Below are 12,357 nucleotides of genomic sequence, written 5' to 3'. Positions count from 1 at the left end.
CTGTCTTCTCGCCCGCCCACGACATTGGCTCCCGTGCACTGTTGCACGACGCCCTTCCGAGGGACAAGGACCACGTCATGGACGCCACTACACCCCGCCCCGGCCGCTGGCTCTGGCTCGGCACATTCGGCCTCGCGGCTGCTTGCTTCTTCATGCTCGTGGCGCAGCCCGCAGAGGCCCAGGAAGGGCCCGCGCCGCGCCTCAAGACCGAAAGCCCGTACTTCTTCGTCAAAAGCGACGATCCCGAGGTCGATCGCCTGCCGCTCAAGGGCACCGAAGTCGATGTGAAGATTTCGGGCGTGATCGCCGACGTCACGGTCACGCAAACCTATCGCAACGAAGGCCTCCGCCCCATCGAGGCGAAATACGTGTTCCCTGGTTCGACCAAGGCGGTGGTCAGCGGGCTCAACGTGCGGCTTGCCGATCGCCTGATCACGGCGCAGATCCGCGAGAAGGCACAGGCACGCATCGACTACGACAACGCCAGGAAAGAAGGCAAGACGGCCGCGTTGCTCGAACAGCATCTGCCCAATGTCTTCCAGATGAACGTCGCCAACATCCTGCCGGGCGATGACGTGAAGGTCGAACTGCGCTACACGGAACTGCTGGTTCCCCAGGGCGGCAACTACCAGTTCGTGTTTCCGACGGTCGTGGGGCCGCGGTACAACAGCCCGCAATCTGAAAACGCGCAAGCCCGATGGGTCGGGCAGCCGGTCTTGCGTGCGGGCGTTGCAAGCGGCACCGCATTCAAGCTCAAGGTCGCGCTCGACACTCCGCTCGGCATCAAGGAGATCCGCTCGCTGACGCACGAGATCGAAGTCAGCCGCCGCGACAACGACTCTCATGCCGACATTGCGCTGACCCGATCCGCCGAACCCGCAGACAACCGCGACTTCGTGCTCGACTATCGCCTGGCGGGCGAGAAGATCGAATCGGGCCTCATGCTCTACAAGGGCCAGGGCGAGAACGCGGAGAACTTCTTCCTCGCCATGGTCGAGCCGCCGAAGTCCGTTGCCGCCAGCGCCATCACGCCCCGCGACTACATCTTCGTGGTCGACATCTCGGGCTCGATGCACGGCTTTCCGCTGAACACGGCCAAGGTCGTGCTGGAGCGCCTGATCGGCGGGCTGCGGCCGAGCGACACCTTCAACGTGCTGCTGTTCTCGGGCAGCAACCGGATGCTGTCGCCGCATTCGGTGCCCGCCACGCGCGCCAACATCGATCAGGCGCTCTCCACCATCGGCAACTACAGCGGCGGCGGCAGCACGGAGCTGATTCCGGCACTGAAGCGCGCCTATGCCGAACCCAAGGCAAAGGACGTGTCGCGCACGATCGTGGTCGTGACCGATGGCTACGTCACGGTCGAGCGCGAGGCTTTCGAGCTGGTCCGCAAGAACCTCTCCAATGCCAATGTGTTCGCCTTCGGCATTGGCTCGTCCGTCAATCGGCACCTCATGGAAGGCATTGCACGTGCAGGCATGGGCGAGCCCTTCATCATCACCGACCCCCTTCAGGCGCCTGAACAGGCCACCCGCTTCCGCCGCATGATCGAGTCACCGGTGCTCACCAGCGTCAAGGCTCGGTTCGAAGGACTCGACGTTTATGACGTGGAGCCGGCCGCGCTGCCCGACGTGCTGGGCGAGCGTCCGGTGATCGTGTTCGGCAAGTGGCGCGGCGAGCCCAAAGGCCGCCTCGTGATCGAAGGCCGGAGCGCCAGCGGCCCCTATCGCCAGGAACTGGAGGTCGATCCCCACGCACCGCGCGGCACCGCCGCCTTGCGCAGCCTCTGGGCCCGTCATCGCGTCGCGAGCCTGAGCGATCAGGAAGCGCTGGAAGGCGGCGACGAGTTCCGCCAGCGCATCACCGATCTGGGCCTGCGCTACAGCCTTCTCACGCAATACACGAGCTTCATCGCTGTCGACGAAGTGGTGCGCAACGCAGCACCGCAGAACAACGTCGGCGTCGACCAGCCGTCGCCGCTGCCCAAGGGCGTCAGCGAAATGGCGGTCGGGCAAAGCCTGGGCGCCGAAGTGCCGAGCACACCCGAACCCGAGGTGTTCGGCGCCGTCGCGGTGGTGCTGTCGATGCTGGCGATGCTGCGCCGTCGCGCACGCCGCAACGACACGCGTCGATTCACTTCGTGAATGCGGGGAGGAACGACGCCATGACGCTCGCAGGCCTTGCACAAACCCATCCGCGTGTCATCGACTGGGGCATCCAGCTCGATCGCGCGCCCGCCGCCGGCTTGCTGGCTTTGCAAGCCGCCGCCCTCGCGCCACACTGGATCTGGATGGCCCAGCGGCTGCGCGACGGATCGGACGATCCGCTCGGATTGCTGGCACTCGCAGCGCTGGCCGTACTGACCTGGAAATTGCGGCGCGAGCTTCGGACTTCGCCCCGGCTTGGTTGGCTCTCGGCGGCCACGCTCGGCACGTTGGCAGCCACCCTTCTGCGTACCGGTGCAGGGGCGTTGCCATCGATTCCGCCGCTTGCAGCCGGTCTTGTCGCGGTGCTCTCGGTGGCGTGCGCGATGCTGGCCTTTCTGCCAAAGCGCGTGCCGGCACTGCCTGTCGCAGCCCTCGCTGTGCTTGCACTGCCGCTCTTGTCCTCGCTTCAGTTCTATGCGGGCTATCCCCTGCGCGTGCTCGTCGCCGAGGCCTGCCGCTGGATGCTGGCATCCGGATTCGACGTGATGCGTGAAGGCAGCAGCCTGTGGATCGACGGGCAATTGGTGATCGTCGACGCCCCGTGCTCCGGCGTGCAGATGGTCTGGCTTGGCTACTTCACCGCGTGCGTGGTGGCGTTGTGGGCCGGGCGCGACGATCGAGGTTTTCTCGCGCGCTTGCCAGCGGTCGGCCTGCTGGTGCTGGCCGGCAACATCATTCGCAATGGCGTGCTGATGGCCCTCGAAGCAACGGGACATTCGCCGGCGCCCTGGGCGCACGAGCTGTTCGGCCTGGCCATCCTTGCGCCGGTCTGCGGCGGCATCGCGTGGGTCATGGGTCGTACCGTTTTCACATCCCCCGGAGGCCGCAGTGTCCATCACGTTCCTTGACCGCTGGTTCGCCAATCGATTCGTGAACCGGATCGCTCACAAGTCACTCTTCGCGGCCGCGATGCTGTTGTGCGTGGTCTGGTCCGCTGCCACGGCCTTGCACCCACGCATGGAGCCCGGTTCCCGCGCCGCCTTCCAGGAGTGGCCAGCCGAATGGGACGGCGAACCGCTGCGGCCCCTGGCCCTCGGCGAAGTGGAGCAGCGATTCGCCGCCCACTTTCCGGGCGCCATTGCCCGGCTGACCGATGGCCGGCAAGTCCTGGTCATGCGACGCGTCGACAAGCCGACCCGCATGCTCCACCCTGCCGCCGATTGCTATCGTGCGCTCGGCTACGGCATCGCACAGGCGCGGCTGGAGCGAGACGTCCATGGCCGACTGTGGCGTTGTTTCGTCGCCGAGCGCAGCGGCATACAGAAATTGCACGTCTGCGAGCGCATCGTCGATGCCGGCGGCAACGCTTTCGCCGACACTTCAGCCTGGTACTGGGCGGCAGCCAGTGGCCGTTCGAACGGGCCCTGGCAAGCTGTGACCCTGGCCAGACCGATCGAGTGAGAGAGATTTGCTCAAAAAAGCGCTGCTTTATTTTTTCTTCGCGACCCTGGCCCTGGTGCTGACCGCCGCGGTCGCCGCGTTCCTGATCGTGAGACTGGCGCTGGCCCCCGGCCCCGACGAGTGGCCAGCCCGTGTCCAGGCCGGCCCGCTGTCTTTCGATGTCGGCGTGCCGACAGCCATCCGGCTGGCGACTTCGTCATGGTTCGCGCCCTGGATTGCCGGCCGGACGCTCGACACCAGCTTCGGCCCTGTCGCTTTTGGCTGGAACGAGCCTACGGGCACGCTTGAACTGCAATGCGCCCCCTGCAGCGCGACGGTGCCCGCGCTGGGCAGCGCACCCATTCGGTTCGAGCGCCTGAAGGCCACCGTGCGGCGCGACGCGGGCACGCTCAGCGGCATTCTCGAAGCCTCGCCTTCCGATCCAACCTCGACCGTCACCGAGGCGAAGGGCAACCAGACGCTCCACGCACGATGGGATGGACGCCTGTCGCAGAAGGCCCTGCTCCTCAACATTAACGTGCCGGAAGCACCGATCGCCAGCTGGTACGCCATCCTGGCACCTGATTTGGCCGAGCTGCGGCGGGCACGCATCGGCGGCACGCTGGGCCTGCATGCCCAAGTCGCCCTCCCGGCGGGTACGTTCTCGTTGCAGCCGCAGATCAGCCAGTTCACCGTCGACGGATTGGGGACCGAGGCGATCGCCAACGCACGCACCGTTTGCGGCGCACCAAGCCGGCTCACGAGCGAAAGCTGGCTCGCCCGCGCCGTCATCGCGGCTGAAGATCAACGCTTTTTCATGCATCCCGGCTACGACCTCACCGAACTGGCCGCCTCACTGGAAATCAACCAGAAAGCGTCCAAAGTCGCTCGGGGCGGCAGCACGCTGACCCAGCAACTGGCCAAATTCCTCGTTACCGGCGGACAGCAAAACGCCGACCGCAAGCTGCGCGAGTTGCTCTACGCGGTCGAAATGGAGCAGACGCTGGGCAAGGCGCGCATCCTCCAGCTGTACCTCGACAACGCACCGTGGGGCGCCCAGATCTGCGGCGCGGAAACCGCGGCACGCACCTATTTCAAGCGCTCTGCGCGCAATCTCGAACCGGCGCAGGCGGTGTGGCTGGCTGCCATGCTGAACAACCCGGCCGCCGCCGTGCGCAAGTGGCAGCAGGAAGGCAACATCAATCTCGATCGCGCAAAGTGGGTGGCGGACGGCGTACGCGGCATCACCAAGCCTCAACGCGACGCGCTGCTGAGCAAAGTCGCCGCAGCCCGCTTCGCACCACCCTGACGTGGCTGGGATCGCTGGCACATGTCTTGCGATGACACGCATCAATGGATGCTGTCACCGCCCCTCCGCCCGCAGCCGTTGAGATCGTCGCGCTGACCAAGCGCTACGTCGCCGGTGCACCGCCCGCCGTCGACCAGATCGACCTGCGCATCGCCAGCGGCAGCTACTGCTGCCTGCTGGGCCCATCGGGTTGCGGCAAGAGCACGACGCTGCGAATGGTCGCGGGTCACGAGTCAGTATCGGGCGGAGACATCTTGCTGGACAACCGCAACATCACCAACCTGCCCGCCGCAGCGCGGGGCACGGCGATGATGTTCCAGAGCTTCGCGCTCTTTCCACATCTCTCGGCGCTCGACAACGTCGCCTTCAGCCTCAAGATGAAAGGCGTGTCCAAGAGCGAGCGCCACAAGCGCGCCAGGAACCTGCTGGAGCGCGTCGCGATGGGCCAGCTCGCAGAACGCAAGCCGGGAGAGCTCTCGGGCGGACAACAGCAACGGGTCGCTTTGGCGCGCGCGTTGATCACCGAGCCGCGCGTCTTGCTGCTCGACGAGCCGCTTTCCGCACTCGACCCCTTCCTGCGGATCCAGATGCGCGCCGAGTTGCGCCGCTGGCAGAAGGAGCTGGGCCTCACCTTCATTCACGTCACCCATTCGCAGGAAGAAGCGATGGCGCTGGCGGACACGATGGTCGTCATGAACCACGGGTTGATCGAACAGGTCGGTCCGCCGCATCAGGTCTACAACCATCCATCCAGCGAATTCGTCGCGCGCTTCATGGGCGGCCACAACGTCTTCGCCGTGCATGACGGACTCATCGCGGTGCGCAACGATCACATGCAGATCGCGCCGGCGACCGGCGCCGCAGGAGAGACTGGCTTGCCGGCGCACGTCACCGATGTGGAATACCAAGGCACCTACGTGCTGCTCGGACTGCGGCTCACGGGCGTGCGGCCCGAGCAAAGCAGCGTCTCGGTGCTGCTGTCCGAAAAGGCCTTCGTCAGCCGCACCTTCGAAGTCGGCGAAAGCGTGCGCCTGAGCTGGTCAGAGGCCGACGCCCGCCCGCTCGGCGCCGGCGCCACGCGCCCTGTCAAACCTGGCAACGGCGCACCGATTCCGCTGCGCGAACCCCTCGCCGCGCTGGCCGCAATGGCCGCCTGACAAGCCGCAAGAAGCCCGGGTCGCAGCCGCCGTCCTCCTCAGTTTCCTCACCACCGCCTCTTCGGAGACCACCATGTCCAAAAAAATCGAAACACCCTCCACCGGCGTGCAGCGCCGCACGCTGCTGCAAGGCACAGCGGGCATCCTCGCGAGCGGCGTCTTCCCCGCCATCCATGCACAGGAAAAGAGCGTGCTGCGCTATCTCGGTACCGCGGTCAACCAGGACAAGGCGATCGCGGACAAATTCAAGGCCGACACAGGCATCGAAATCCAGTACGTGGCAGTCACCACGGACGACGTCACCAAGCGCGCGGTGACCGCGCCCAACAGCTTCGACCTGATCGATACGGAGTACTTCTCGCTCAAGAAGATCGTGCCCACGGGCAACCTCAAGGGCATCGACACTCAGCGCGTGAAGAATGCCGACAAGATCACCACGCTCTTCACAAAGGGCGAAGTCGCTGGCAAGAAGGTCGGCAGCCAAGGCACCGCGCCCATCAAGGTGATCTACCTGGAAGGCGAGAAAAGCAAGGCATTCGCGGCGTCGCCGACGCGGTTCATGTCGCTCATTCCGACCACCTACAACGCCGACACGCTTGGCATCCGGCCCGATCTGATCAAGCGGCCGATCGGCTCTTGGGCCGAGCTGCTCAATCCCGAGTTCAAGGGCAAGTCGGCGATCCTGAACATCCCGTCGATCGGCATCATGGACGCGGCGATGGTGGTGGAGTCCAAGGGCATCCACAAGTACGCGGACAAAGGCAACATGACGAAGGCCGAGATCGATCTCACGATCAAGACGCTGATCGAAGCCAAGAAGGCGGGGCAATTTCGTGCGCTGTGGAAGGACTTCAACGAGTCGGTGAACCTCATGTCGTCGGGCGAAGTCGTGATCCAGTCGATGTGGTCGCCTGCGGTCACCGCCGTGCGAAGCAAAGGCATCGACTGCACCTTCCAGCCGCTGAAGGAAGGCTACCGCGCCTGGGCCTCCGGCTTCGGCCTGCCGGCAACGTTGTCGGGCAGGAAGCTCGACGGTGCGTATGAATTCATCAACTGGTTCCTCGATGGCTGGGCGGGTGCCTACCTCAATCGCCAGGGCTACTACAGCGCTGTCCTGGACACCGCAAAGGCCAAGATGGAGCCATACGAGTGGGCCTATTGGATGGAAGGCAAGCCTGCGGCGCAGGACATCAAGAGCCCGCAAGGCGACGTCATCGCCAAGGCCGGTGCGGTGCGCGACGGCGGCAGCTACGAAGAGCGCATGGGCGCAATTGCCTGCTGGAACGCCGTGATGGACGAGAACGAGTACATGGTGAGGAAGTGGAACGAATTCGTGGCGGCATGAAGCTCGCCCCCCAGGTTGGCTCACTCCGTGTAGCCGCCCACCCCCCTGCCGGGGGGCGACACCAGCGGCCCGGCAAAGCCGGTTCCGCGGTGTCTCACGAACAGGCTTCGTGCGGCTCGCCTCGAGAAATCAACTTTGCTTCTTCGTCATGAGCACTCTTGTTGCGGCCGGCGATGCCGCGCCATCGGCCGCCCGCCCGCTTAACGCGTGGTGGCAGGCGGCGCCGTTCGCGCTGGTGTTCGTGTTGTTCTTCCTGATTCCTCTGTCGCTGATCGCGATGGTCAGCCTGTGGAACTTCAACGAGTACGAACTCATCCCGGCGCTGTCGGCGCGCAACTACCTGAGCATCTTCGAAGGGTGCTCGCACCTCACGGACAACGGTGACCTGTGCGTCACGCTGTCCACCTACATCAGCACGATCAAGTTCTGCCTGCTGGTTTGGGCGATCACCCTGTTGATCGGTTTCGCGGTTGCCTACTTCCTGGCTTTTCATGTGCGTTCGCCGGGCATGCAGACGCTGCTTTTCGTCCTGTGCACGGTGCCGTTCTGGACTTCGAACGTGATTCGCATGATCTCGTGGGTGCCGCTCCTGGGCCGCAATGGACTGGTTAACCAGGGCCTCATGGGCATCGGGCTGATCGACTCGCCTGTCGAATGGTTGCTGTTCTCGGACTTCTCGGTGGTGCTCGCCTTCGTGCACCTGTACACGATGTTCATGATCGTGCCGATCTTCAATTCGATGATGCGCATCGACCCCTTCCTGCTCGAAGCAGCCAGCGACTCCGGCGCGTCCGGCTGGCAGACGCTGTGGAACGTGATCGTGCCGCTCTCGCGCACGGGCATCCTGATCGGCTCGATCTTCGTCATCACGATCGTGATGGGTGACTTCGTGACGATCGGCGTGATGGGCGGACAGCAGATCGCATCAGTGGGCAAGATCATCCAGGTGCAGACCTCGTACCTGCAGTTTCCGCTGGCGGCCGCGAACGCGATGATCCTTTTGGCGGTGGTGCTCATGATCATCTGGGGCCTCACGCGGCTCGTCGACATCCGCAAGGAACTATGAGCATGCGGATCGGCGAACAACGCTCGGCGGGCTTCCGGCCTCTGGCTTTTGTCTTCTCGGTCTTCGTGCTGTTTCTCTACGGGCCGATGATCACGATCTTCGTGCTCAGCTTCCAGGGGCCCGAGGGCGGCCTCACGTTTCCGCTGCGCGGTGTTTCGCTGCACTGGTTCTACAAGCTGGCCGAAGGGCTTGGCACGGTGGACATCGGCGCTGCATTCCGGCGCTCGCTGATGCTGGGCACCGTCGTGATGCTGTTCACTGTGGTGCTGTCGGTGCTGGCGGGCCTTGCCTTCCGCAAGAGCCTCAAGGGCGGCAACGCGCTTTTCTTCATCACCGTGGCGAGCCTGATCATGCCGTCGATCATCGTGTCGCTTGGCATCGGGCTGCAGTTCCGCCTGCTTGATGCGGGGATCAAAGGTGCGCTGACTGCGCTCGATGCGACCGGCACGCTCGAGAACTACGGCACTGCATTGGGCCTGCTCACCTCAGCCCTCGGCGCGCATCTCACGTGGACGCTTCCGTTCGGGCTCCTGATCATGTTTGCCGTGTTCAACCGCTTCAATCCTGCATACGAAGAAGCGGCTCGCGACCTCGGAGCAACGCCCTGGCAGACCTTTTGCCACGTCGTGCTGCCCCTGATCGGGCCGTCCGTCGTGGGGATCGGCATGTTCGGCTTCACGCTGAGCTGGGACGAGATCGCGCGCACCTCGCAGGCGATCGGCGACGTCAATACCTTGCCGCTCGAACTCCAGGGCCTCACATCGACGGTGACGACGCCTTCCATCTATGCGCTCGGCACGGTGACCACTGTCGTGTCCTTTGCTGTCATGGGGCTTGCCCTGGGTGCCGCAGCGCTTCTGCGAAGACGGGCGACGCGTCCCTGCTGATGGCTCGTCTGCTCATCATCAATCCCAACACCTCCGCTTCGGTGAGCCAGTTGCTCGAGCGCCATGTGCGCGCCCAGGCCGGAGATGCGCTTGAAGTGCACACGATCACCGCCCGCTTTGGCGCACCGTACATCGCCAACGAGGCCGGCTACGCGGTTGCGCAGCACGCCACGCTCGATGCCTGGGCGGTCGCGCATGCGCACGGCGAGCGCCCCGACGCCGTGCTGATCGGCTGCTTCGGAGATCCGGGTCTGTTCGCGATGCGCGACGGTGCGGGGGTGCCCGTCAGCGGGCTCGCGGAGGCCGCCTTCACGTCCGCCGCAAAGTACGGCCGCTTCGCCGTCGTGACCGGCGGCGAGCCGTGGCGCCCGATGCTCGAACGGCTGGCGTGGTCGCTCGGATATTCGCCATCGCTCGCGGGTATCCACACCTTGGCACCGACCGGAGCACAACTCGCGGCCGACCCGATCGCCGCCCACGCACTGCTTGCCGAAGCCTGCCGCGACGCGGCCCTGCGCTTCGATGCGCGAGCGGTCATCCTGGGCGGCGCGGGCCTTGCCGGCATGGCCGCCGAAATCGCCCCTGCGGTGCCCGTCCCTGTCATCGACAGCGTGCATGCCGGTGCCGACTGGGCGGTGCTCGCGACCCAGGCGGCTCCCGCATCGGGCGCCACTCGGACGGGCTTCGGCATCGCCTGGCAAAGCGTCTCCTGGGAACTCGAAGCGCTCGGCTGAGGCGCCCCCACCCCTAGCGCGGTCGTCCCGACCGTGCCACCATGCTTGGATGACCACACCCACTCCAAGCCACGCCCACAGCGCGCACGCGGTCGAACCGATCGCCCTGGCCCAACCCCGTGGCGTCGACCAGATCGTTGCCGGCGTGTCCACCAGCGACGGAGATGGCGTCAAGCTCACCCGCGTGCTGCACCAGACGCTGCAGCAGCGGCTCGATCCCTACCTGATGCTCGACGCCTTCGGCAGTGACAACCCCGGGGACTACATCGGCGGCTTTCCGAGCCACCCGCACCGTGGCTTTGAAACCGTGACCTACATGATCTCGGGGCGCATGCGTCATCGGGACAGCCATGGCCACGAAGGGCTGCTGTCCAACGGCGGCGTGCAATGGATGACGGCCGGCCGCGGCCTCGTACACAGCGAGCTGCCGGAACAGGAAGAAGGCCTCATGGAGGGCTTTCAGCTGTGGCTCAACCTGCCGGCCAAGGACAAGATGCGCGAGCCCTGGTATCGCGACATCCAGAGCCATGAGATTCCGGAATTCGTCACGCCGGCAGGCGTTCGGGTGCGTGTCATTGCTGGCGAAAGCCACGGCGTCGCCGGCGCGATGCAGCGTGAACATACCGAGCCGGTCTACCTCGACATCGCGCTGCCACCCGGTGCCGAATTTGCGCAGCCACTGCCGGACCACTACAACGCGTTGATCTACGTGTTTCGCGAGTCGATCTACATCGGAAGCAGCGAGATCCCGACCAAGCGCATGGCGATACTTGCGAACGACCCGGGCAGCGATGGCGTCGTGCTCCGCGCCCCCGCCTCCAATCACAGCATTGCGCGAGCGCTCCTGATCGCAGGCAATCCGCTGCACGAGCCGATAGCCCAATACGGGCCCTTCGTCATGAACACCCGAGAGCAAGTGACGCAGGCCGTGCATGATTTCCAGAACGGAAAGTTCAGCTGAAGCGGAGGCTGAAACCAAGGCCGAAGGCGGCGCGAGCGTTCATCTATCTTTACGCCCGCTAACCCGACCCTCACCGTCGCGAAACACGGGCTCGCCACACTTCCCTTCACCTGCTGCCCATCGGCGGCGGGCTTCTTCGAAAGGAAGCACTCTCATGATCTCGTCTCGCAAAAGCCTTCTCTGTGCCGGTCTGCTGGCAGTCTCGTTCGCCTCGACTGGCGCCTTTGCGCAAGCGACCCCAACGCCGGCGGCGCCTGCTCCAGCAGCGGTCGCACCGCAGCCTGGTGCGAATCCTTCGCACACACGGCCGGACCGCGCGCAGCGCTTCGAGCAGATGCAGCAGCGCCACGCGCAGCATCTCGCAGAGCTGAAGGAAAAGCTCAAGCTCGCGCCTGCGCAGGAAAGCGCGTGGAGCACGTTCACTGCCGCGCAGCAGCCGCCGGCGCCCCCTTCAGGCCAGCCCCGCATGGACCGCGCCGAGTTTGCCAAGCTGACCACGCCGCAACGGCTTGACCTGATGCAATCGCGCCAGGCCGAACGCACCGCCAGGTTTGCCAAACGGGCCGAGGCCACGCGGACTTTCTATGCTGGACTGACGCCCGATCAGCAGAAGACCTTCGATGCCGAGTCGATGCGGCGCTTCGGCCCTGGCGATCGGGGTGAACATGGCGAACACGGCGGCCGTCGCCATCCAACGGCGCCAGCCAGCAAGAGCTGAGCCTCGTCAGCGGATCCCGAAGCCCGCGGCGGAAGTGCCGCGGGCTTTTTCATTTTTGGTTCGCCGGACCTCGAGCCTATTGGGGCGTGCCAGTCTTGGTCGTCGGATTGGTCGGCACGTCAGGCCGCTCACCCTTTTGGCCAAACTGCGGCTTGGCTTTGCGCCCCGACTGGCTCACTTCCGCGCGCGACATCTCGCCCGTCGGCTGCGCAACGGCATTGGGTTGGTTGTTCACGGTCGTTGATGCTTCGCCCTTGGGCACCTGGTTGTTGGCGTTGTTTCGGTTGTGCGCACGCGCCTCTGCCTTCACCGCCTCGCGTGAAGCCGGCTGCGTGCCGTCGGGCCGCTGGGTAGGATTGCCGACGCCCGCCGGAGTCTTCGTACTCGCCTGGCCGGCCACCGCAGGGTCGGGCTGCGCCGGCTGCGAGGTCATCTGCGCGGACGCAATGCCCGCCAGGCCGAGAAGTCCGGCCAAAACGGTGCTCGTGAACAGTGCTTGCTTCATGATGGCTCCTGTCTTGTCTCTCATGGAATGGAATCCACCGTAGGAGGGGTGCCTGCTGCGACATGTGAGGAGCGGCACGCCGTGCCTG

Annotated in this window: 12 protein-coding genes; 11 read left to right on the top strand and 1 reads right to left on the bottom strand. The window is 65.2% G+C overall.

Going from position 1 to position 12,357, the window contains the following annotated elements; genetic code table 11:
- The first annotated feature begins 77 nt into the window (after positions 1 to 77).
- From AC1DSF_RS11710 to AC1DSF_RS11660, 11 genes are all read left to right on the top strand, one after another.
- On the top strand, positions 78 to 2,144 hold the full coding sequence (locus AC1DSF_RS11710; protein WP_478127603.1) for a VIT and vWA domain-containing protein: 2,067 nt from the start codon (positions 78 to 80) through the stop codon (positions 2,142 to 2,144).
- 20 nt (positions 2,145 to 2,164) lie between these two features.
- Complete coding sequence (gene xrtQ / locus AC1DSF_RS11705) at positions 2,165 to 3,055, top strand: exosortase Q (RefSeq protein ID WP_478127602.1); 891 nt, start codon at positions 2,165 to 2,167, stop codon at positions 3,053 to 3,055.
- A complete protein-coding gene (locus AC1DSF_RS11700; RefSeq protein ID WP_478127601.1) occupies positions 3,036 to 3,608 on the top strand; it encodes a hypothetical protein in 573 nt (190 codons plus the stop codon). Before xrtQ ends, AC1DSF_RS11700 begins: the two co-directional genes overlap by 20 nt.
- 7 nt (positions 3,609 to 3,615) lie before the next feature.
- On the top strand, positions 3,616 to 4,896 hold the full coding sequence (locus AC1DSF_RS11695; RefSeq protein ID WP_478127600.1) for a biosynthetic peptidoglycan transglycosylase: 1,281 nt from the start codon (positions 3,616 to 3,618) through the stop codon (positions 4,894 to 4,896).
- A 44-nt stretch (positions 4,897 to 4,940) separates the two neighbouring features.
- Positions 4,941 to 6,053: an ABC transporter ATP-binding protein gene (locus tag AC1DSF_RS11690; protein ID WP_478127599.1), complete on the top strand. Its 1,113-nt coding sequence runs from the start codon at positions 4,941 to 4,943 to the stop codon at positions 6,051 to 6,053.
- A 73-nt stretch (positions 6,054 to 6,126) separates the two neighbouring features.
- Positions 6,127 to 7,398, top strand: coding sequence for an ABC transporter substrate-binding protein (locus tag AC1DSF_RS11685; protein ID WP_478127598.1), 1,272 nt, complete (start codon positions 6,127 to 6,129; stop codon positions 7,396 to 7,398).
- Between the two features lie 148 nt (positions 7,399 to 7,546).
- Complete coding sequence (locus tag AC1DSF_RS11680; RefSeq protein ID WP_478127597.1) at positions 7,547 to 8,464, top strand: ABC transporter permease; 918 nt, start codon at positions 7,547 to 7,549, stop codon at positions 8,462 to 8,464.
- Complete coding sequence (locus tag AC1DSF_RS11675; RefSeq protein ID WP_478127596.1) at positions 8,461 to 9,351, top strand: ABC transporter permease; 891 nt, start codon at positions 8,461 to 8,463, stop codon at positions 9,349 to 9,351. Before AC1DSF_RS11680 ends, AC1DSF_RS11675 begins: the two co-directional genes overlap by 4 nt.
- Positions 9,351 to 10,085, top strand: a complete 735-nt coding sequence (locus AC1DSF_RS11670; protein WP_478127595.1) for an aspartate/glutamate racemase family protein — start codon at positions 9,351 to 9,353, stop codon at positions 10,083 to 10,085. The genes AC1DSF_RS11675 and AC1DSF_RS11670 overlap by 1 nt, the downstream gene beginning before the upstream one ends.
- 49 nt (positions 10,086 to 10,134) lie before the next feature.
- Positions 10,135 to 11,046 carry a pirin family protein gene (locus tag AC1DSF_RS11665; RefSeq protein ID WP_478127594.1) on the top strand — a complete coding sequence of 304 codons (912 nt, stop codon included), beginning with the start codon at positions 10,135 to 10,137 and terminating at the stop codon, positions 11,044 to 11,046.
- Between the two features lie 154 nt (positions 11,047 to 11,200).
- Positions 11,201 to 11,764 (top strand): Spy/CpxP family protein refolding chaperone, encoded by a 564-nt coding sequence (locus AC1DSF_RS11660; protein ID WP_478127593.1) that lies wholly within the window; start codon positions 11,201 to 11,203, stop codon positions 11,762 to 11,764.
- Positions 11,765 to 11,840: 76 nt separating this feature from the next.
- Here AC1DSF_RS11660 and AC1DSF_RS11655 read toward each other — a convergent pair whose 3' ends face one another.
- Entirely contained in the window at positions 11,841 to 12,269 is a 429-nt protein-coding gene (locus AC1DSF_RS11655; RefSeq protein WP_478127592.1) for a serine/threonine protein kinase, read from the bottom strand.
- Positions 12,270 to 12,357 lie beyond the last annotated feature (88 nt).

The sequence above is a fragment of the Variovorax sp. 01N429 genome (genome assembly GCF_056399425.1).
The sequence above is the reverse complement of the archived record's forward strand: the minus strand, read 5'-3'. Positions and strand labels throughout refer to the sequence as shown.